Raw genomic sequence first — 20433 nt, 5'->3', positions numbered from 1 at the left:
AAAGGAATGGAATATGGGAAAAAGATTAGTTGATCAGAGAAATCGATTTGGCATTCGTAAACTCTCGGTAGGCGTCTGCTCGGTAGTCGTAGCGACTTGTTTTTTAGGAGCTACTACCAGTTACGCAGAGGAACAAGCTGAGAATAGTGAACCGCGTGAAGAACGGGTTGAAACGAGCAATACAGGAGATCAAGGAAAGGAGGAGAAAACTGTGAACGAGCACCAAGAAGAATCAGAGCATGCCTCAGTAGCTACTAGCGAGAAAGAAAATCGCACAGTCAGTCAAGGGACAGAAGCAAGCCAACCAGCCACTTCTCTAGATGAGGAGACTGAGATTGCGGATTACGGACCACTTCCAAGCAAGGCTCAGATGCAATACCACCGCGAAGAGCTAGCAGCTTTCATCCACTTTGGGATGAATACTTACTACGATCGTGAGTGGGGAGATGGGCAAGAAGATCCTTATTATTTCTATCCAGAGCATCTGGATACCGATCAGTGGATCAAAACCCTGAAAGAGGCGGGCTTCAAACGGACCATCATGGTCGTCAAGCACCACGATGGCTTCCTCTTGTACCCTTCTAAATACACCGACCATACCATTGCTAAAAGTGGTTGGAAGGATGGAAAAGGCGATGTTCTAGCCGAGGTTTCTGCTTCTGCCAGCAAGTATGACATGGACATGGGGGTCTATCTCTCACCTTGGGATGCTCACAGCCCTCTCTACCATGTGGATACAGAGGACCAATACAATGAATACTACCTCAACCAGCTCAAAGAAATCCTTGAAGATCCTAAATATGGAAACAAAGGCAAGTTCGTAGAAGTCTGGATGGATGGTGCGCGTGGCGATGGGGCTCAAAAAGTCACCTATACCTTTGACAAGTGGTTTGAAGCCATTCGCAAGGCCCAAGGGGATATTGCCATCTTCTCAGCTGAGCCGACCAATGTTCGTTGGATTGGAAATGAAAAGGGGATTGCCGGAGATCCTGTTTGGCAAAAGGTCAATCCAGATAAGATCCGCAACAATCCATCCAATAGCTACCTCAATCACGGGGATCCGGAAGGGAAGCAATACTCAGTGGGAGAAGCCGATGTCTCTATCCGCTCCGGCTGGTTCTACCATGACAATCAAGAACCTAAGTCCTTGCGCGAATTGATGGACATTTACTTCAAATCGGTCGGCCGTGGCACCCCGCTTCTGCTTAATATTCCACCCAATCAAGACGGAAAATTTGCGGAGGCCGATGTAGCCCGTTTGAAAGAATTCCGCCAGACCTTGGACCAACTCTACAGTGTGAACTATGCGGCAGGAGCTTTGGTCGAAGCTGACTCGACACGACGCAATTCTCTCTACAAGGCTAGCCATTTGACAGATGGCGATGAAAAGACCAGTTGGGCCCCGGCTGATGATGCCAAGACCGGATCTTTTGTCCTGGATCTTGGAAAAGAGCAACACTTTGATGTGGTAGAGCTCAAAGAAACCATCGAGAAAGGCCAACGGATTTCTGGCTTCACCATTGATGTGGCAGTGAATGGGCAATGGGTTCCTTATGGAGCTGGCTCAACTGTGGGATACCGCCGATTAATCAAAGGGCAACCAGTTGATAGTCGCTATATCCGGGTGTCCATCACTGATGCCCAAGCCACTCCAATCTTGAACGGAGTCTCTGTCTATAAGACGCCAGCTAGCATTGAAGAAACTGATGGATATCCGCTTGGTTTGACTTATCATTCTGACCGGACTGCTGACCGGGCCAATGGTCAGTGGAATGAAGAGGGAGAAGGCGTTCGAGGTACCTCTATGTGGACCAAGGAAAAGGGAGCTTCGGTGACCTATCAGTTTGAAGGCACTAAGGCATATGTGGTTGCAACTGTCGACCCTGGTCATGGGGAAATGGATGTCTATGTCGATGGACAAAAGCTAGCGACCGTCAATACCCAAAGCCCAAGCCGCAAACGTAGCCAAAAGGTCTATGAAACACCGGACTTGGCAGCAGGATCTCATACCTTGACCTTGGTCAATAGCAAGGGAGATGCGATCGCAACGGAAGGGATTTATGCCCTCAATAACCAAGAAAAGGGTCTCTTTGAGTTTGCTCAGCCAACTCTAGCTGTTAAGAAAGGCGACCCAGCGCAAATCCTCGTCAAGAGAAAAGGTGGCTCTAAAGGAAGTGCCAGTCTTAAATTAATCACAGAACCAGGAACAGGGGTTCATGGCAAGGTCTACAAAGATACCAACGTCACCCTTGAGTTCGCAGATGGCGAGACAGAAAAAACAGTCCAAGTTCCAACCCTTGATTTTGCAGGGAAAGCGACCGATGTCTATGACTTTAAGGTCAAATTGTTGCATCCAGATCAAGGAAGTCTGGTCGGCTTTATTCCGGAACTGACAGTCCAAGTAATGAACGAGGACCTGCTTCCAGAAAATCGCAAAGAAGTGGATGATCAAGATCCAAAACTGCATTACAGTGAGGGTTGGCACCATGAGACGGACAACAAAGACTTCTCAAATGGCACAGAATCTTGGTCCAGCTTTAACCAAGTGACCGATGAGGAAGGCAAGAAACACATTGAAGTGACCATTACCTTTAAGGGCACTGGTGTGGAGGTCCGAGGAGTAGTCGACCCAAGTCATGGTCTCTACAGCGTCACCCTGGATGGAAAAGAAATGGCCTTCGAAGAAGGTCGGGGCCATGATTATGAGATCGAAGGCGATCATTATTTCAGTGGCTATGGAGACCAACGCAAGCTCGACCAGAGTTTGGTCAATCTACAAGGTCTAGCAAAAGGCTACCACCAGCTACGCCTGCATCTGGATCCGGCTCTCAATGATCCTCAGTCATCCAGAGCCATCCAGGTGGACCGATTTGTCCTCTCAGGGAAAGATAGCCAGTTGCTCAGTCAAGAAGAGCTGCAACAGATCATCAGAGAAGGAGTAGAAAAGATCAAAGCTACTTCTCTCGATCGCTTGAAAGCAGACCTCAAACCGACGGTTCAAGGACAATTGACGGACTTGACTCAGTTGTTGGATCAAGAGCGACCAGATTTGGTTGCTGCAGCTAATCAAGTCGAAGCCCTTGAAACCATCTTAGAAGATACTCACAATTATGAACCGCTGACGCAGACACGCCCAGATCAAGGTGTTCGGGATTTGATTCTTGAAAAACCTGAACTTCTCATCGAAGCAGAGGAGATTCCATTTGAGAGTCAAACACGTGAGAACAAGGGCTTGGCTAAGGGCGAAAGCCGGATCCTTCAAGCAGGGAAGGTCGGACGCCGCTTGAAATTAATCGAGGTTCGACAAGAAGAAGGCAAAGAAATTCGGACAGAAGTCGATGCCTTTGTCGAAGTGGAGGCTCAGGACCAGATCACAGAAGTCGGAACGAAGGAAGCGGAAGAAAGTCCGTTGATAGCTGATATGCCGACTCCAACCACTCCTGTCACTCCAAGTAAGGAGCAGCCAGAAGTTGCGACTCTTTCTCAAGCAGAAGACAAAAAAGAAAAAGAAAGACCAGTCCACTTCCAACCGAAAACCCCAGAAGCAGTTTCTGTTTTGACTTCAGACCATCCGGAAAAAGAAGTGGTTGAAAGTCCTTCTCTACAATCGGAAGGAAAACTACCTCAAACCGGTACAAAAGAAGGTGGTTTCTTTGCTTGGTTAGGCCTTCTTGGTCTAGGTTTCTTGGGCGGAGGCGCCAAATTCGCTCGTCGCAAAGAGTAGTTCATTCTTTGCATAAGAGGTTAGTTCTCACTAGCCTCTTTTGCTTTGTATTCTTAAGAGATTCCTATTTCCATGGAGTCTTTGCTTTATTTACAGCCGTAAAAATTGTATAATAGTCAAATAAGGTCAATGATGAGAAGGAACACTCCAAGGCCATTTTTTATGGGCCAAGAACAGAGCATCCATCTAGAAATAAACAAGCCAGAAAGGAGCATCATGGCAAATAAGAACACATCTGATAGCATTGAAGCTTATATCAAGGCCTTGCTGGCTCAAGCTGGCATGGCAGAGCTCAAAAGAAGTGAGTTAGCCGATGTCTTTCAGGTCGTACCCAGTCAGATTAACTATGTCATTAAGACCCGCTTTACCGAGAGCCGAGGCTATATTGTAGAGAGCAAGCGCGGTGGTGGGGGCTATATCCGCATTGGCAAGGTCCAGTTTTCAGATCATCATCAGATGCTCCAAGACTTGGCAGCCAATATTGGAGAGACCATCAGCCAGCAGGTCTTTAATGATATCCTCCAGATGCTCTATGAAGAAAAATTATTGACACAACGTGAGACTCAGCTCTTGCTTGCGACGACCTCCGATGAGGTCCTAGGTCGAGATGCTCTCATCCTACGAGCAAGTATGCTGAAAAAAATCATTCAACAAGTAGATAGAAAAGGAAATACCGACTAGATGAACTATTCAACAGCACTGTTAGAAAGTATAGAAGCGGCCCAAATACTAGCAGGCCACTATCAGGGGCATACCTTAGATACTTGGCATCTCCTGACGGCTATGGCCAATAATCCCTATAGCGTGGCAGGTTCTGTACTGAACGATTATCCTATGCAGATCGATGAGTTTCAGGATGCAGCGGAGCATATTACAGGCCAAGCTTTTCAAAGCGACAATCGGTATGAAATCTTCCCATTTTCTTATCGGATGGAAGCCATTATGAAACACGCAAGAGAGATTGCCCAGGTCCTTCATGCCAAGACCTTGGGAACAGAGCATGTGCTCCTCTCTCTTCTAGCAGACCGTGGGACCTTGGCGATCCAAGTCATGGAGTTTGCCGGCTTTGCCTTTACAGAGCAAGACAAGGGAGTTCCTATTGCCTCCCTTCGAAAGAATCTTGAAGACAAGGCAGGCTGGGACAAGAATGATATCAAAGCCATCCGGAGTCTTTATCGGGCTCAAAACCCTAACCGCCAAACCATGGGAAATATGATGGGTATGCCACCAAGCACCAGTGGAGGTCTTGAAGATTATACCCGTGATTTGACAGAAATGGCGCGTGCAGGCCAGCTTGAACCTGTGATCGGCCGGGATGCAGAGATTTCACGCATGATCCAAATCCTCAGCCGCAAGACGAAGAACAATCCTGTATTGGTGGGAGAAGCAGGGGTCGGAAAAACCGCCCTTGCCTTAGGTCTGGCTCAGCGTGTCGCTAGTGGCAATGTTCCAGCTGAAATCGCACAGATGCGTGTCTTAGAATTGGATCTCATGAATGTCGTTGCAGGGACGCGCTTCCGTGGGGACTTTGAAGAACGGATGAACAATATCATCCAGGACATCGAAGAAGACGGTCACGTGATTCTCTTTATCGATGAACTGCATACCATTATGGGGTCAGGATCCGGTATTGATTCGACCTTAGACGCAGCCAATATTCTAAAACCAGCCCTGGCACGGGGAACCTTGCGTACAGTTGGAGCAACGACTCAAGATGAGTACCAAAAGCATATCGAAAAAGATGCAGCCCTTTCTCGGCGTTTTGCGAAAGTCACCATTGAAGAGCCAAGTGTTGCAGATAGCATCCAAATTCTCCAAGGCTTGAAAGAAACCTACCAGGACCACCATCATGTGACCATTACCGATGAAGCGATCGAAACAGCTGTCAAATATGCTCACCGCTATTTGACCAGCCGTCAATTGCCAGATTCAGCCATTGATCTCTTGGATGAAGCGGCAGCTACTGTACAAAACCGCGATTCCAACGGTCACGTAAAAGAAGAGTTGACCGCCTTGGATCGGGCCTTGATGGACGGCAAGTGGAAGAAAGCAGCCCAACTCTTACAAGTAGAGGCCGCTCCCATTGTCTACAAAAAAGAAGTCACTGACCAAGATGTCTTAGTGACCTTGAGCCAATTATCTGGTATTCCAACTCAAAAACTGACTCAAACCGATGCCAAGAAGTACCTCAACTTAGAAACAGAATTGCACAAGCGCGTGATTGGTCAAGACCAAGCCGTTTCGAGTATCAGTCGGGCTATTCGACGCAATCAATCAGGTATCCGTAGCAACAAGCGTCCGATCGGTTCTTTCATGTTCCTGGGACCTACCGGTGTCGGAAAAACAGAGCTAGCCAAAGCTTTGGCGGAAGTTCTGTTTGATGATGAATCGGCCCTCATCCGTTTTGATATGAGTGAGTATATGGAAAAATTCGCAGCGAGCCGCCTCAACGGTGCCCCTCCAGGCTATGTGGGCTACGAAGAAGGAGGCGAGTTGACCGAGAAAGTCCGCAACAAACCGTATTCGGTCCTCTTATTTGATGAGGTGGAAAAAGCCCATCCAGATATTTTCAATGTCCTTTTGCAAGTCTTGGATGACGGAGTCTTAACCGATAGTAAAGGCCGGAAGATTGACTTCTCCAATACCATTATCATCATGACCTCAAACCTGGGAGCAACAGCCCTTCGGGATGATAAGACAGTTGGCTTTGGTGCCAAAGATATCCGCTTTGATCAAGCTAATATGGAAAAACGCATGTTTGAAGAGTTGAAGAAGACCTATCGTCCAGAGTTTATCAACCGGATTGATGAAAAGGTGGTCTTCCATAGCCTATCCAGCGAGGACATGCAGCAGGTGGTGAAAGTCATGGTCAAACCGCTCATCGCGACCTTGGCCGAACAAGGCATGACCCTCAAATTCCAGCCTTCAGCGCTCAAGTTGCTAGCAACCAAAGGCTACGATCCAGAAATGGGAGCTCGCCCACTGCGTCGTGTCTTGCAGACCGAAGTGGAAGATCAACTAGCAGAGCTATTGCTGAAAGGCCAAGCCCAAGAAGGACAAACGATCAAGGTTGGAACGACAGCCGGAACGATCAAGTTTGAGATTGTCTAGGAGGATGTCATGACGCTTCAGCGATTAACCCGTATTTCGCTTTTGGCGGCCCTTTGTGTCGCTCTACGTCAGGCTTTTGCCCCTTTCCCAAATGTCCAACCTATTTCTGCCATCTTTTTTCTCTTGGTGATATTTGAAGGGTATAGCTTTGCTTTTCTTGTGATGATGATCACCATGTTTGTCTCCGCCTTTTTCCTGGGGATGAGCCTGATTGTGTTCTTTCAGATTGTTGCCTTTGGCTGTTTGATGCTCATTTGGCGCATCAGTTACAAGTGGTTGCCCTTTGTCCTTCAGATCCTTTTTGTAGGCCTACTGTCCTTTGCTTATGGGGTCTTGATCGATAGTGTTTATGCCTTGATATACCATATTCCTTGGTGGACCTATGCTTTGGTCAATGGTTTTAGTTTTAACCTTGCCCATGCTCTGTCGACGATCATTTTCTATCCCATTATCTATCAAATCTTTAGGAGATTTTATGTTGAAAAAAACCATTTCTAGCTTGATGACCTTACTTGCAGCTCTTCTTTTAGCGAGTTGCGCTCCGTCTCATAGCACAAACAATCAAACAAGTGCTTCTAGCACAGAAGTTGCCAAGAAAAACGAAATTTCGATTACGATTAGCGTGACGCCAGAAGGTCAAAAAGCGCAATCGAAAACCTTGAAAGTAGCAGAAGAGAGCAACCTCATGAAAGTGCTCAAAGCCAACTACAAGATTGAAGAAAAAAATGGCATGATCACCTCGATTGACGGTCACAGCCAAGATGAAGCCAAAGGTCTTTACTGGATGTACAAGATCAATGGCGAAATGGCTCCAAAAGGTGCTGCTGAAACCACCGTTAAAAAAGGGGACAAGATCGAATTCTATCAAGAAGTGTATAAATAAGAAAAGCTGGACAGTATGTCCGGCTTTTTTTTGCAAAGTTTAGGAACTTACCTAAAATTTCTTTCAAATTAGAAAAATATTTGAGAAACTATTGACAGCCTCATATAACAGTGTTACAATAATGTTACAAAATATTACAAATGTTACAAAAAAGAGGTTCTGTTATGAAAAACAAAAAAATCATTTCCCTAGCAGCCCTAGCTTTGACAGCTAGTCTTTTCCTAGGAGCTTGTGGCGGGAATAAAGAAGAAAAAACTTCAGAAGCAAGCAGTTCAAAGACCAGTCTGGTTAAACAAACCAGCTCTTCTTCTAAGAAAAAAGTGATCACTAGTAAAGATCCGATTGCCTCTTCATCCTCTGATAGCAAATCAGAAGAAAGTCATACTGTTGGTAGCAAAAATAACCAAGCAGCAGCTAGTCAAACACCTGCTCCAGCTAAAGAAGCGACACCAGCAGCACCCGTAACAAAAGAAACAAAAGAAGTAGCCACTCCAGCAACACCAGCGAAAGCAAAATTGCCAAGTCTAGAAGACGGCCATGCCCAGGCTAAGAAGCAAGCTTCTGCGACGGAGAATGCCCAATACAAGGGAGTCTATTCTGTGGCAGCAGGGGATTTCTCTGCAGCAGCTGGGAATTGGTCTGACAAACGCGACACTGGAGTCACTATTGGCCAAGGTGGTCAAGTGACCATCCAACTTCCTGGGGGCCAACCCGTAGCCTATGGTATCAGCGCTTATAACTATACCTTGGATGATGGTCATTACCATGCTAATCTCTCAGCAGGCGATGGGTCTGCGGCGACTCTAGATATCGTAGTTGGAAAAGATGGCTCTGTATCTAGTGTGACGGTTCTTAAAGACGGTGTTAGCCACTCCCTCACTCGTGAATAAAATTCGAAAGATCTGAAAGGATAAGCTTCTCTTTTCAGATCTTTTTTTGTTGATTTGAAGAAAAATATATTTTTTTATAAAAAACTACTGACAGATAGAAAATATAGTTTATAATAAAAATATAAAGGAAATCTATTTATAAAAAATTATAAAAAGGAGTTCATATGAAAAAAGAAAGAATTGCCCTGGTTTTTGGAACCTTTGCGCCTCTTCATCAAGGGCATATTGACCTGATCCAGCGGGCCAAGCGTCAGTGTGATCGCGTTCGTGTCATTGTATCTGGTTATGAAGGGGATCGTGGTGAAGAAGTGGGACTGACCTTACAAAAACGCTTCCGTTATATCCGTGAAGCCTTCTCAAATGATGAGTTGACCCAAGTCTATAAGTTAGATGAGACAGAACTTCCTCGTTATCCCTTGGGCTGGGAGCCTTGGTTACAGACAGCCCTAAACACCATCCAGTATCAAACAGAGACAGAAGAGTTGATCTTTTATGTAGGGGAGAAAGCCTACAAGGAAGAGTTGGAAGCTAGAAGGTTTGAAGTTCACTTAGAAGAGCGTCGCTTCGGGATCTCTGCTACCATGATCCGGGAAAATCCCAGCAAATACTGGAAATACATTGCCCAGCCCTTCCGTCGCCAGTTCACGAAAAAAGTCTTGATCATGGGGAGCGCCAGCAACGGGAAAACGACCCTTGCAAAGGACTTGGCTCGCTTTTACGATGCACCTGTTAGTCTTGAGTATGCCCGTGAATACCAGATCAAGAACAATGTGCGGGATGATGAACTCACGCCAAAAGATTACTATTACCTACTCTTAGGACAGTATGATCAAACCTCTAAGCTCATCGATAGTAGTGCCAATCGAGGCCTTGTCATCGCAGATACCAATTCCCTGGTGACCAAGGGTTATTACGACTACTATATGGAAGTCGAAGGCCAAGATACCAGCATGACCGATACCTTCGACAACCTCTTTGTCAGTATTCTCTCCAAAGAAAAATGGGATTTGATCCTCTTTGTACAGCCGATCGGCTCTTATGTCAATGATGGTTTCCGAGATATGACCATGGCTGACGAAGAGATCCGCACCAGCTTTTCAAATTACCTAGACCAATTGCGCCAGCAATACCTAGGAAACATTCCGACCACTTTCCTCGCATCAGACTACCTCGGCAACTACGAAGAAGCCAAGAAGGTGATCGATGCCATTTACCAAGCCGACTAAGGAGCAGCTTATGAAAAATCTATCTGAAAAATTAGCAACTTTTAGCCAAGACTTTAAAAATGTTCACCAAGAAGCGAAAAAGCAAGGCTTTGTCAATATTATGAAACTCCTGTGGAAGGACCTTTTTGTAGGCCGCACAGCCTTTCAATGGATCTATCTCCTGCTTCTTTCCAGCGTTCCCTTCTTCTTAGAATGGACCAAAGCCCTCAAGAAGGAGGTGGCTTAGATGGCAAGTCTCTCAATTCCAGCAGGAATGACGGAGAAAGAGTATTTTGAGACGATCGCTAGTGAAGCGGACTTTCTCAAGTGGTACAAGGAGCAAGACCTGCCAACTTATGAAACCCCCAGTGTCACAGCCGATATGGTGGCCTACTGTTTTGTTGAAGGCAAGCTCAAGCTTTTAGCCATTCGCCGCAAAGCCCACCCTTATCAACATCGTCTAGCTTTGGTGGGGGGCTTTGTGAACAAGGATGAAGATGCGACCCATGCCTGCATTCGAGAGGTTAAAGAAGAAGTTGGGCTCGATCTGCCAGTGAATAAGGTGGAGCAGCTCATGACAGTTTCCACCCCTGGGCGGGACCCCAGAGGCTGGGTCATTACCATTGCCCATCTGGTCTATCTGCCAGCAGAAGCAGTAGACTTAGCTCATGCAGGTGACGATGCCAAGGAAGTCGTTTTTCTCGATGTCGATTTCAAAAAGTCCCAGTGTTTGCTCGATGGAGAACCCTTAGCTGCTTCTGATTTTGCCTTTGACCACTACCAGATAATTCAAGAATCGATCAAGCGGATTCAGGGGCGTCTGGACTGGAATCCAACCTTCCTCTATCTGTTAGAGGAGCCCTTCACCGTTTATGAAGCAACTGAGTTGGTCAATCTGATCAATCCCGGACGTCCCATCGTTAGCAATAACTTCCTCGTAAAATTCGGAGAATTCGTGGAAGAAGTGGGTGTCAAGCGAGTGCCTAAGAAAAAACCACGCAAGACCTATCGCCTAAAACAGTAGATCGAGCAGGGTTCTTTCAGGAAATCTCTCCAGTTACTATTAGTAGCTGGAGGGATTTTTTTGTTCTGGTAAGAAATATTTAAAAATATGTCAAAAATAGTTGACATTTTATGTTCATAATACTATACTATAGTCAAATATATACGACATTCATTTAATAGGAGGAAACATGAACCGTGTGAAAGAATTCCGCAAGGAATTGGGCATGTCTCAACTCGAACTTGCTAAGGATATCGGTGTCTCGAGGCAAACCATCAATATGATTGAAAACGACAAGTACAATCCGAGCCTGGAACTCTGTCTCAATCTCGCTCGTAGCCTCCAAACGGACCTCAACAGTCTTTTTTGGGAAGATGATTTTTAACAAAAGGAGAAAAAAATGGAAAAAGAAACCTTTACTGAAAAACTGATTAAACGCACATATGGCATTTCTGGACCACTTGATGAACACAAACGACGCGAGGCGGATCGCATTGGAAATAAAGTCTTTATGGTCCTCTTTTACCTGATGATATTTGGCAATCTTATTCCCTTTATCCTTGCTTATAAATATCCCCAAGTTGTCGCTTTTGGTTATCCAATCATTATCTTTCTGGTTTCTATGGTTTGTGCTATCTATGTCAGCACTCAAACTAAAAAAACAGGTATTACTGCTATCGATCCTGATATGTTAAGCCAAAAAGAAAGCAAACAGCTACGCTATCCTGGCATTAAAGCTGGTCTGCTCTATGGAGTTTTTATGTTCTTTGGAATACCACTTCTCAATGTCTTAACGGATAATAGCAAAAACTTTTTCACCTCTCTTTTCAATCTAGGTCATTTTATATCAATCCTTTTCGCAGCTTTCTTCTTCGGATTGGTGATGCAAATTATCGTCTGGCTTCGCATTCGAAAAGCCAAGGAAGATCAGGACGACGATTAGGAGGAAGCTTATGAAATCATTACAAACTTTAATTTTCAGTCATATTTTAGTTAGCATCTTTGTTACCTTTTTCCTAGTCTATGGCCAAGTTACGCGTCCTTTTCTGATCATTTTCCTTTTAGTTCTTCCAGTCTTGAATAAGGGACAAAGATTTCAGAAAATCACATCAAAAAAAATACGCTTCTTGAACGCATCTCTCTGCTTTATCCTCGTATCTCTCCCACAACTGATAACGAATTCTATGGATTGGAGATATCTCCTATTTCTAACCATCTGTATTATTTTTAGTCTCATTTATATCTATACTCTCTATCAACTCTTTAAAGAAGGCAAACAATGTTTTTAAGAGGTCACTACCATGAAAAAAGAAAACAGGATAACTGAATTATTTTGAACTTTCTTTCAGGAATCACGAAGGTTATTAATATGATTCTCTTAGCACTATACAGTGATAGGGAAATTCTAATTATCTAGAATCATAGTCCTGACGTAAACCACTTGTTTGATGAGTGGTTATGATTGATTTTCAATACTCAGCTCTGGTGCAAAGTGGTATAATAATCATAATTGAAATCAAAAGAGACAAGACTATGGAAGAAAAAATAATTTTACCACAAAATACACGACTGATGGGGGCTCTGCTTGGTTTTATCGGAGGGGGCCTCGATGTTTTTTGCCACATGCATTACCGGAGTTTGGTCGCGACCCAAACGGGGAACCTCCTGCTTCTCATCGCTGATTGGCACGATCCCCGTATCGAAAATACCATCATGCGTTTTTCATCTATTTTATTTTTCTCGATCGGCTTTGTGGTTGCCCTCCATATCAAAGAGTATCGCAAGACAGCCTTTTGGCGGACCAAGATGTTGCTTCCTTTGTTTGTGGTGACACTCCTGATTCCCTTGGTGTCTGTCATGCCACCTGTAGAAGTTCCCTTTATTGCTTTTGGGACAGGGATGATGATGTTGACCTTTACAGGGAGCCTCATCGAAAATCACCCTTATGTGATCTTTATGACTTCCGGAAATTATCGCAAGATGCTGACGGCTTTGTACCGAATCGCTCGAGGTGAAGGAGATTTGGTCGAGTATCGGCGTCAGGCCATGAACTACGGGATTGTCGTTGGAAGTTTTGTCGCGGGAGCTATTAGCGTGGCCATCCTCATGCATTTCATCCACCAATGGTCCATCTGGCTGATCACAGCCAACCTCTTTTTGATCATGACTTACTACACCGCTAGAGTCAAACAACTCGGCCTGCAAACAGATAATCTATAATAGGACCTCACATGAGATCCTATATAGATTGTAGACAAATTGTTTTTAATATTAAGCAATCTAGGTGATGCAAAAAAATTAAACTGATATATACTATTAGGATTGTTCAAATATACACTGAAACTTTCCGCCGTGAGAAAAGTGTCTGAAACACAATTGTTTCAGACACTCGGGAGTTTTGGAACCTTAGGCCCAAAACTAAGTCATGGAACTTCTTCGAAGTTCGCTGACGTCCGTACTCACCTGAGGAAAGTTTCTAAGATGACTTTGTCATAATTCTAAACAGGACCTCATGTGAGGTCCTGCTTTTATTATTTCTATGCGTTTAATTGTAAGAGTTCTTCAATCTCTGCCAGGGTGCTAGCTTGGGAGATGGCGCCACGGAGTTTGGCTGCACCTGAGGTACCACGGAGGTAGTGAGGGGCGAGGCCACGGAATTCACGAACGGCAATGTGCTCACCTTTGAGATCGATCAAGCGTTTCAAGTGTTCGTAAGCAATTTTCATCTTGTCTTCAAAAGTCAAATCAGGCAGGATTTCTCCTGTTTCAAAGTAGTGATTGATTTGGTTGAAGAGATAAGGATTGCCCATAGCAGCGCGACCAATCATGACCGCATCAGCACCGACTTCTTCAATGCGTTGCTTCGCATCTTGAACCGTACGGATATCTCCGTTTGCGATAAATGGAATCTTAGTCAGAGCTTGTGCAACCTTGTGAAGGGTCTCAAGATCCGCATGCCCCGTATACATTTGCTCCCGAGTTCGTCCATGCATAGCGAGGGCAGAGACACCTGCAGCTTCAGCAGCGAGGGCGTTCTCAACTGCTAGAGAAGGATCCGACCAACCCGTCCGCATTTTAACAGTGAGGGGGATATCAAGGACGGATTGAACCTTGTTGATGATGGAGTATATCTTGTCTGGGTCCTTGAGCCACATCGCACCAGCCTCGTTCTTGACGATTTTATTCACCGGGCAGCCCATGTTGATATCGACGATATCGGTCTTGGTATTTTCTTGGATAAATTCAGCTGCGCGTGCGAGGCTATCTTCGTCACTTCCAAAGAGTTGGATCGATACAGGATTTTCTCCTTCATCGATATGGAGCATGTGAAGCGTCTTTTCATTGTTGTACTGGATTCCCTTGTCAGAGACCATTTCCATCACAACGAGCCCTGCCCCTAGTTCTTTGGCAATGGTACGGAAAGCTGAGTTGGTCACTCCGGCCATTGGGGCTAGGACGGTACGGTTAGGGATTTCGACATCCCCGATCATAAATGGCGTATTAAGATTTGTCACGAATGAGTTCCTCCAAGTCATTTTCGTCAAAGTGGTAGTGTGTTTGGCAGAATTGGCAGGTAATCTCTGCACCGTGATCTTCATCTTTCATCTCTTTCAGATCACTAGCTGGCAGACTTGCTAAAGCGTTCAAGAAACGCTCACGGCTGCAGTCGCACTGGAAGCGAAGTTCTTCTTCAGAGAGGCGTTTGAAAGGTTCATCCCCATAGATAGCGGTAAGAAGAGCTTCAATATGGTCTTCGGACTCCAACAGTGTGGAGATGGCAGGCATTTCTTGGATGCGTTTTTCAAAGCGCGCGATTTCTTCTTCCTTGGCATTTGGCAAGACCTGGAGCAAGAAGCCACCCGCCACCTTGACCTTGTCTTCGTCATCCAAAAGGACATTGAGTCCAACTGCAGAAGGTGTTTGTTGGCTTTCCGTCAGATAAAAGGCCAGGTCTTCTCCGATTTCACCGGTCACAAGGGGGGTCATGGAGTTATAAGGATTTCCCGTACCATAGTCAGTGATGACCAGGAATTCTCCGTTTCCGACAAATGGTCCCACCAGGACTTCACCAGTTGCCGTCTTCTTGATATCCACTCCAGGATTTTGTACGTAGCCTTTAACATTTCCCTTGGTATCTGCCACGGTGATGATGGCTCCAAGTGAGCTAGTCCCAAGGACTTTGACCGTAATTTTAGTATCTCCTTTCTCGTTTGCTGCCAAGATTTGACTGGCAATGAGGGTACGGCCAAGTGCGACCGTGGAGCTAGCTTGTGTATGATGTTTTTCTTGGGCTGTTCGTACGGTTTCTGTACTGTCTAGTACATAGGCACGAAAAGCGCCGCTTTCTGAGATAGTTTTAATAATTTTGTCCATACCTACTATTTTAGCATAAAATAGAAAAACAAGCGCGGGCCTGCGCTTGTTTTTGGGGATTAGGAAGAATTTTAAGACCAAAAATAGTATAATAAAACAAAGGAGGCTAACATGAACCAATCTTTGAAAACGGCAGTCTATGGTTTGGCGGTAGCTGATGCATTAGGGGTTCCGTATGAATTTTTAACCCGAGGCAGTTTTAAAGCGGTTGAGATGGTGGGCTATGGAAGCCAACAGTAACTGGCTGGAACTTGTTCAGATGATACTAGCCTTGTATTCGCGACCTATGATTCTTTTTAGGAAAAAGGGAAGATTTCCTCTGCTATATGCAGGAGAGGTTTGAAATTTGCTTGTTAGAGGATGATTTTACAGCAAATGACTTGCTATTTTAAACTTGTAGGAGGACCATGCTTAATCTTTTTAGGTTATCATCTAAAACTCTACCTCGGTTACAAAACAAAAACGCAGAGACATCTTCTGCGTTTTCTTACTTTATAGGTCCATTTCTGGGAAAAGTTTAGCTAGTATTTTCGGAGTAATGCTTTGTCCCGGCCCCTCAGCACAATAGGTGTGCATATACATAGAAGGATTGAAGTTGAGCTCGATGCAGGTACAGTTGGGATTTTCCTTTGTGGAAATAGCAGAGCTGTCAGGGATGATGAGATCAACGCCACAGGCCCAGGCTCCCATAGCCTTTGCCGTGTCCGCAGCGAGTTCCTTATAAGATGGGTGCATGCTGTCTGTGACATCAATCGAGTCTCCGCCAGTAGAAATGTTGGAATTGCGCCGCAAGTCAACCTTGACTCCAGCAGGCAGGATATCATCTGGTCCATAGCCTTGCTGGTCCAGCATGAGCAGTTCAATGTCCCCCAGTTCAATGATTTCAAGCGGTGAACGATGATCTCGGCCCCGCAGAGGATTGTCATTTTTGATGGCAATCAATTCTCTCACGGTATGCTGACCGTCTCCGACGACATTGGCCGCCACTCGCAAGAGGACTGCTTGGCATTGTCCGTCTAAGACAAAGAAACGGTACTCCGTTCCAGCGATAAATTCCTCCACTAAGACGGCGACATCTTCTGAAAAAGCAATCTCCAGAGCCTTGTGATAAGCTTCCAGGCTAGCTGGCTCTTGGAAGATAGAGATGCCCAGTCCGAAGTTGGTTGACTTGGGTTTGACAACAATTTCTCGGTTCTTAATCAAAGGGTAGTAGGCCAGTCCCTCTTCAAGAGAAGAAAATTCTGCTCCAGCCGGAACGGGAAAGTCAGCTGCTGCCAAAATCTTTTTGGTGACTGTTTTATTGGCCATAGCCAAAGGGATGACATAGTTATCCTTGGAGGTCATATTGCCGTTCTTGACATATTCTACATGACTACCATGCCAAAGCTTGAGAAATTGGTCCTTTTCATCTAAAATTTCAACATTCAGCCCCTTTTGAATAGCATCAAAGAGCAGCATCTGGGTGGACAGTTCCATATTTTCGTAGCCTTTGAGGGCATAAGGAGCAGTCCAGGCATAGCGGTGGTATTCTTCTGCTTTTTCTAGACCAAAAGCTGTTAAGGAATCTTGCTGGATATGGGGCAGGAGCTGTCCTGACAGTGTCAGCTGAGGATGTAAGAGAGCCTCTCTCATCTGGTCCAGCAAAGTTTGATAGTAAGTTGGCAGTTCAAAATGCTGGATGAGCTCTTCCATGGCTTGGAGAAGGGCTGAGCTGTCTGCCTCATCTGGCAGGGCAGTCAGCGGGTGGCTACAAGCAATTTTCTGGTTCAAATCATGGGCAGCTTTTAATACTGCATCAACATTTTCTACATCATCTAGCCAGAGCAGGCCCAGTAAAAAGAGATGGACAGTATCTAAGGTCTCTTGGCTAATGCCCAAATGGTCAAAAGGATTGAGATCGAAGCAGCGGAATTCCAGATAGGTGATACCCTGCTCCAGATAGGCGCGATTGTGCTTCTGTCCACGGAAGCGAACGGCTGAGTAAAATTCTTTTTCAGCACTGAGCTCGCCAGACTGAACGTAGTTGTCAATATCGGTTACATATTGCTCCAAAGAAGTGTAGGACACCTGAATATTCTCGTCATTGACATAGCCATAGTTGCTGTTGCGAAAAGAGCGGATAGGCTGCGGGTATTCCTGACTGTAGAAGCCGGCTTCTGCCAGAGGAGCAGCACCGTAGAGATAGGTTAAGAGCCATCGGAAACGCAGAAAGTTTCGAGCCAGTTTGAGATAGAGGTCATTTTTAAAGTCCTTGAGTAAATGATAGGAGCTGACTTGAAAGAGAGCAGCGACCAGATCTTTCCCTAGCTCCATGTTGTAGTGGATGCCAGAGATGGCCTGTAGTTTTTTGCCATATTTTTTCGCTAAACCCTCTCGGTAGTGGCGTTCGTATTCGTTTTCCAGACGGGCGATGATAATATCTTCTTCAGTCAGCTGCGGTGGCATGGACAGAGGCCACAGGCATTCACTCTGGTCAATTGAGCGGCCTGCCACATCGCTGATAGCTCCCAGTAAGCGCCGCGCTTCCTTAGTAGAGTGAGCAATAGGTGTAATTAGTTCCAGTTGTTGTTCGCTGAAGTCTGTTTGGATGGTCGGGTGGAAATTGCGGGAACCAAGCTGACTCGGATGAGCAGTTTGAGCTAAGTGTCCATCAGTTGTAACTCGCAGATTTTCCCTCTCCAGACCAAAGGTCGCTTGGAGAATAGGGCTTGATGTATCCAGTTTCTGCAGTAATTGATTAATCGTCATCGTTTCACCGTCCTATGGTAGTTATTTTAGTCTATTACAAACGGAAAAAGAAAGCAAATTTCCGCTACGATTTTACAAAAATTCCGAACTTTTATTTTAAATTAAGTACTAAAATTCAGAAAATACATATTTTGTAAAAATGTAATTCGTCTACATAAGAGAAAAAACAAATGAAATGATGAACCCTCCTTGAAAAATTGTCAAATTTTTCATATAATGAGGTATAAAACATAATCGCAGGTGAGATTCCTGCCTGCTTTTCAAGAAAGGACGAGCTATATAGCTCAGACAAAGATATGACATCAGTAGTTGTTGTAGGAACCCAGTGGGGAGATGAAGGAAAAGGGAAGATTACAGACTTCCTATCAGCCAATGCAGAAGTCATTGCTCGCTACCAAGGTGGGGACAATGCCGGTCACACCATCGTGATTGATGGCAAAAAGTTCAAGTTGCACTTGATTCCTTCAGGTATCTTCTTCCCTGAAAAGATTTCTGTCATCGGAAACGGCGTGGTGATCAATCCTAAATCATTGGTCAAAGAGTTGGCTTATCTTCATGAAGAAGGTGTGACAACAGACAGTTTGCGCATTTCAGACCGCGCCCATGTCATCCTCCCTTACCATATCGAATTAGACCGTCTCCAAGAAGAGTCTAAGGGAGACAACAAGATCGGAACGACGATTAAAGGGATTGGACCAGCCTACATGGACAAGGCTGCGCGTGTGGGAATCCGGATTGCGGACCTTTTGGACCGCGACGTCTTCGCAGAACGCCTTCGCATCAACTTGGAAGAAAAGAACCGTCAATTTACCAAACTCTATGATGCAGAGCCTCTTTCATTTGACGATATCTTCGAAGAATACTATGAATATGGTCAACAAATCAAACAATATGTAACCGATACTTCTGTTATCTTGAACGATGCTTTGGATAACGGCAAGCGCGTGCTCTTTGAAGGAGCACAAGGGGTTATGTTGGATATCGACCAAGGAACTTATCCATTTGTAACCTCTTCAAACCCTGTTGCAGGTGGAGTGACCATCGGATCAGGTGTCGGCCCAAGCAAGATCGACAAGGTTGTCGGTGTATGTAAAGCCTATACCAGCCGTGTCGGTGACGGACCATTCCCTACAGAACTCTTTGATGAAGTGGGTGATCGGATCCGTGAAGTCGGCCATGAGTATGGGACAACAACCGGTCGTCCACGTCGTGTCGGTTGGTTTGACTCAGTTGTCATGCGCCATAGCCGTCGTGTGTCAGGAATTACCAACCTCAGCTTGAACTCCATCGACGTTCTGTCAGGTTTGGATACAGTGAAGATCTGTGTGGCTTACGACTTGGATGGAGAACGCATTGACCACTACCCAGCAAGCTTGGAGCAACTCAAACGTTGCAAACCAATCTATGAAGAATTACCAGGTTGGTCAGAAGACATCACCGGTGTCCGTCACTTGGATGAGCTTCCAGAAAATGCCCGCAATTATGTTCGCCGGATCGGTGAGTTGGTTGGTGTGCGCATTTCAACCTTCTCAGTCGGACCAGATCGTGACCAAACCAATATCCTGGAAAGTGTCTGGTCAAGTAAATAATTCAATAAAAGTTGGGAGTCTCTCTCAACTTTTTTGAGTCTTAAGAATACTTTAAGCCCTGTGGTCTATACTAAGACCATAAACAAAGACCTCCCAACTTTGTTTAGAATCCAAACTTTTTTTCATAATATCTCCCTATAAGAAGTCACCCATTGGTGGCTTTTTTTCTGGCTTCATCATATAATAGAACAAGAACATAAAAAGTAAGTGAGTGTACAAGTGAGAGACTATACCCTAGAAGAGAAAGAAGCTTTTATGCGAGAGGCTTTAAAAGAGGCAGAGATCGCCTTGGCCCATGAGGAAATACCCATTGGCTGTGTCATTGTCAAAGACGGCGAGATCATTGGACGTGGGCACAACGCGCGAGAAGAATTGCAGCGAGCGGTCATGCATGCGGAGGTAATGGCGATCGAAGAAGCCAATCAGCACGAAGAGAGCTGGCGTTTGCTGGATACCACCCTATTTGTGACCATTGAACCCTGTGTCATGTGCAGTGGTGCCATCGGGCTGGCCCGGATCCCTCAGGTAGTCTACGGTGCGACCAATCAGAAGTTTGGTGGAGCAGGGAGTCTCTACGACATTTTGACAGATGAACGTCTCAATCACCGGGTGGAAGTAGAAACAGGAATCTTGGAAGCAGAATGTGCAGCCATTATGCAGACCTTTTTCCGCCAAGGCCGAGAACGAAAAAAACAAGCCAAGCTCGCAGCCAAGGCCGAAACACAAGAATAAAAACCGGACCTTTGCAAAATCCACAAATTATGATATAATACCTATCGGAGCAACAGTTCTGCGTGAAGCGGGTCAGGGGAGGAATCCAGCAGCCCTAAGCGAAGTGAACTGTGTGCTCTTTTTTCTATAGCTCTTAGTGAGGTAAGCCTGTAAGGCGCAACCGAGCTTAGAGAT

General features: G+C 45.4%; 18 protein-coding genes, 1 other RNA gene and 1 pseudogene. 17 read left to right on the top strand and 3 right to left on the bottom strand.

Annotated elements, in window-relative coordinates; translation table 11 throughout:
• The first annotated feature begins 13 nt into the window (after positions 1 to 13).
• From HMPREF2686_RS05125 to HMPREF2686_RS05065, 13 genes and pseudogenes are all read left to right on the top strand, one after another.
• Positions 14 to 3724: an alpha-L-fucosidase gene (locus tag HMPREF2686_RS05125; RefSeq protein WP_070449492.1), complete on the top strand. Its 3711-nt coding sequence runs from the start codon at positions 14 to 16 to the stop codon at positions 3722 to 3724.
• A gap of 216 nt (positions 3725 to 3940) precedes the next feature.
• Positions 3941 to 4405 (top strand): CtsR family transcriptional regulator, encoded by a 465-nt coding sequence (locus HMPREF2686_RS05120; RefSeq protein WP_003009029.1) that lies wholly within the window; start codon positions 3941 to 3943, stop codon positions 4403 to 4405.
• On the top strand, positions 4406 to 6835 hold the full coding sequence (locus HMPREF2686_RS05115) for an ATP-dependent Clp protease ATP-binding subunit (RefSeq protein ID WP_070449490.1): 2430 nt from the start codon (positions 4406 to 4408) through the stop codon (positions 6833 to 6835).
• Between the two features lie 9 nt (positions 6836 to 6844).
• A complete protein-coding gene (locus tag HMPREF2686_RS05110; RefSeq protein WP_003002175.1) occupies positions 6845 to 7333 on the top strand; it encodes a hypothetical protein in 489 nt (162 codons plus the stop codon).
• A complete protein-coding gene (locus tag HMPREF2686_RS05105) occupies positions 7311 to 7718 on the top strand; it encodes a DUF4430 domain-containing protein (RefSeq protein ID WP_024055408.1) in 408 nt (135 codons plus the stop codon). The genes HMPREF2686_RS05110 and HMPREF2686_RS05105 overlap by 23 nt, the downstream gene beginning before the upstream one ends.
• Positions 7719 to 7882: 164 nt before the next feature.
• The gene (locus tag HMPREF2686_RS05100) at positions 7883 to 8608 is read left to right on the top strand and encodes a hypothetical protein (RefSeq protein ID WP_037608145.1); all 726 of its coding nucleotides are present in this window, start codon (positions 7883 to 7885) and stop codon (positions 8606 to 8608) included.
• 164 nt (positions 8609 to 8772) lie between these two features.
• Positions 8773 to 9834, top strand: coding sequence for an AAA family ATPase (locus tag HMPREF2686_RS05095; RefSeq protein WP_070449487.1), 1062 nt, complete (start codon positions 8773 to 8775; stop codon positions 9832 to 9834).
• A gap of 10 nt (positions 9835 to 9844) precedes the next feature.
• Positions 9845 to 10036 (top strand): annotated as a pseudogene (locus tag HMPREF2686_RS05090) (hypothetical protein); the annotation flags it as partial.
• A gap of 24 nt (positions 10037 to 10060) precedes the next feature.
• The gene (locus HMPREF2686_RS05085; protein WP_070449484.1) at positions 10061 to 10837 is read left to right on the top strand and encodes an NUDIX domain-containing protein; all 777 of its coding nucleotides are present in this window, start codon (positions 10061 to 10063) and stop codon (positions 10835 to 10837) included.
• Between the two features lie 169 nt (positions 10838 to 11006).
• Complete coding sequence (locus tag HMPREF2686_RS05080) at positions 11007 to 11201, top strand: helix-turn-helix transcriptional regulator (RefSeq protein WP_070449482.1); 195 nt, start codon at positions 11007 to 11009, stop codon at positions 11199 to 11201.
• Between the two features lie 15 nt (positions 11202 to 11216).
• A complete protein-coding gene (locus HMPREF2686_RS05075; protein WP_070449480.1) occupies positions 11217 to 11759 on the top strand; it encodes a DUF6773 family protein in 543 nt (180 codons plus the stop codon).
• A 10-nt stretch (positions 11760 to 11769) separates the two neighbouring features.
• Positions 11770 to 12105: a hypothetical protein gene (locus HMPREF2686_RS10685; RefSeq protein WP_045759986.1), complete on the top strand. Its 336-nt coding sequence runs from the start codon at positions 11770 to 11772 to the stop codon at positions 12103 to 12105.
• 244 nt (positions 12106 to 12349) lie between these two features.
• Positions 12350 to 13036, top strand: coding sequence for a YoaK family protein (locus tag HMPREF2686_RS05065; protein WP_070449477.1), 687 nt, complete (start codon positions 12350 to 12352; stop codon positions 13034 to 13036).
• Between the two features lie 317 nt (positions 13037 to 13353).
• On the opposite strand, the gene dusB is transcribed toward HMPREF2686_RS05065, so the two are convergent.
• Positions 13354 to 14331, bottom strand: a complete 978-nt coding sequence (gene dusB, locus HMPREF2686_RS05060) for a tRNA dihydrouridine synthase DusB (RefSeq protein WP_049515988.1) — start codon at positions 14329 to 14331, stop codon at positions 13354 to 13356.
• Positions 14318 to 15190 (bottom strand): Hsp33 family molecular chaperone HslO, encoded by an 873-nt coding sequence (hslO, locus tag HMPREF2686_RS05055; RefSeq protein ID WP_070449475.1) that lies wholly within the window; start codon positions 15188 to 15190, stop codon positions 14318 to 14320. Before hslO ends, dusB begins: the two co-directional genes overlap by 14 nt.
• A gap of 111 nt (positions 15191 to 15301) precedes the next feature.
• Between hslO and HMPREF2686_RS10370 the strand changes: the two genes are divergently transcribed.
• Positions 15302 to 15430 carry a hypothetical protein gene (locus tag HMPREF2686_RS10370; RefSeq protein WP_006595453.1) on the top strand — a complete coding sequence of 43 codons (129 nt, stop codon included), beginning with the start codon at positions 15302 to 15304 and terminating at the stop codon, positions 15428 to 15430.
• Between the two features lie 252 nt (positions 15431 to 15682).
• On the opposite strand, the gene gshAB is transcribed toward HMPREF2686_RS10370, so the two are convergent.
• Positions 15683 to 17938: a bifunctional glutamate--cysteine ligase GshA/glutathione synthetase GshB gene (gene gshAB / locus HMPREF2686_RS05045; protein ID WP_070449473.1), complete on the bottom strand. Its 2256-nt coding sequence runs from the start codon at positions 17936 to 17938 to the stop codon at positions 15683 to 15685.
• A gap of 296 nt (positions 17939 to 18234) precedes the next feature.
• Here gshAB and HMPREF2686_RS05040 point away from each other — a divergent pair, with 296 nt between their 5' ends.
• The 3 genes from HMPREF2686_RS05040 to ffs all read left to right on the top strand — a co-directional run bounded on the left by HMPREF2686_RS05040 (position 18235) and on the right by ffs (position 20394).
• Positions 18235 to 19527, top strand: a complete 1293-nt coding sequence (locus HMPREF2686_RS05040; protein ID WP_021154044.1) for an adenylosuccinate synthase — start codon at positions 18235 to 18237, stop codon at positions 19525 to 19527.
• Between the two features lie 219 nt (positions 19528 to 19746).
• Complete coding sequence (tadA, locus tag HMPREF2686_RS05035; RefSeq protein WP_049474207.1) at positions 19747 to 20259, top strand: tRNA adenosine(34) deaminase TadA; 513 nt, start codon at positions 19747 to 19749, stop codon at positions 20257 to 20259.
• Positions 20260 to 20298: 39 nt separating this feature from the next.
• Positions 20299 to 20394, top strand: an RNA gene (gene ffs / locus HMPREF2686_RS05030) — signal recognition particle sRNA small type.
• The last annotated feature ends 39 nt before the right edge of the window (positions 20395 to 20433 follow it).

It is taken from the genome of Streptococcus sp. HMSC057G03, assembly GCF_001808745.1.
GTDB classification, from domain to species: domain Bacteria; phylum Bacillota; class Bacilli; order Lactobacillales; family Streptococcaceae; genus Streptococcus; species Streptococcus parasanguinis_Z.
The sequence above is the reverse complement of the archived record's forward strand: the minus strand, read 5'-3'. Positions and strand labels throughout refer to the sequence as shown.

Excerpts from the sequence above, each read along its gene's own strand:
- HMPREF2686_RS05125 (WP_070449492.1), top strand. The coding sequence starts at position 14 with ATGGGAAAAAGATTAGTTGATCAGAGAAATCGATTTGGCATTCGTAAA.
- HMPREF2686_RS05120 (WP_003009029.1), top strand. The coding sequence starts at position 3,941 with ATGGCAAATAAGAACACATCTGATAGCATTGAAGCTTATATCAAGGCC.
- HMPREF2686_RS05115 (WP_070449490.1), top strand. The coding sequence starts at position 4,406 with ATGAACTATTCAACAGCACTGTTAGAAAGTATAGAAGCGGCCCAAATA.
- HMPREF2686_RS05110 (WP_003002175.1), top strand. The coding sequence starts at position 6,845 with ATGACGCTTCAGCGATTAACCCGTATTTCGCTTTTGGCGGCCCTTTGT.
- HMPREF2686_RS05105 (WP_024055408.1), top strand. The coding sequence starts at position 7,311 with ATGTTGAAAAAAACCATTTCTAGCTTGATGACCTTACTTGCAGCTCTT.
- HMPREF2686_RS05100 (WP_037608145.1), top strand. The coding sequence starts at position 7,883 with ATGAAAAACAAAAAAATCATTTCCCTAGCAGCCCTAGCTTTGACAGCT.
- HMPREF2686_RS05095 (WP_070449487.1), top strand. The coding sequence starts at position 8,773 with ATGAAAAAAGAAAGAATTGCCCTGGTTTTTGGAACCTTTGCGCCTCTT.
- HMPREF2686_RS05085 (WP_070449484.1), top strand. The coding sequence starts at position 10,061 with ATGGCAAGTCTCTCAATTCCAGCAGGAATGACGGAGAAAGAGTATTTT.
- HMPREF2686_RS05080 (WP_070449482.1), top strand. The coding sequence starts at position 11,007 with ATGAACCGTGTGAAAGAATTCCGCAAGGAATTGGGCATGTCTCAACTC.
- HMPREF2686_RS05075 (WP_070449480.1), top strand. The coding sequence starts at position 11,217 with ATGGAAAAAGAAACCTTTACTGAAAAACTGATTAAACGCACATATGGC.
- HMPREF2686_RS10685 (WP_045759986.1), top strand. The coding sequence starts at position 11,770 with ATGAAATCATTACAAACTTTAATTTTCAGTCATATTTTAGTTAGCATC.
- HMPREF2686_RS05065 (WP_070449477.1), top strand. The coding sequence starts at position 12,350 with ATGGAAGAAAAAATAATTTTACCACAAAATACACGACTGATGGGGGCT.
- hslO (WP_070449475.1), bottom strand. The coding sequence starts at position 15,190 with ATGGACAAAATTATTAAAACTATCTCAGAAAGCGGCGCTTTTCGTGCC.
- HMPREF2686_RS10370 (WP_006595453.1), top strand. The coding sequence starts at position 15,302 with ATGAACCAATCTTTGAAAACGGCAGTCTATGGTTTGGCGGTAGCTGAT.
- gshAB (WP_070449473.1), bottom strand. The coding sequence starts at position 17,938 with ATGACGATTAATCAATTACTGCAGAAACTGGATACATCAAGCCCTATT.
- HMPREF2686_RS05040 (WP_021154044.1), top strand. The coding sequence starts at position 18,235 with ATGACATCAGTAGTTGTTGTAGGAACCCAGTGGGGAGATGAAGGAAAA.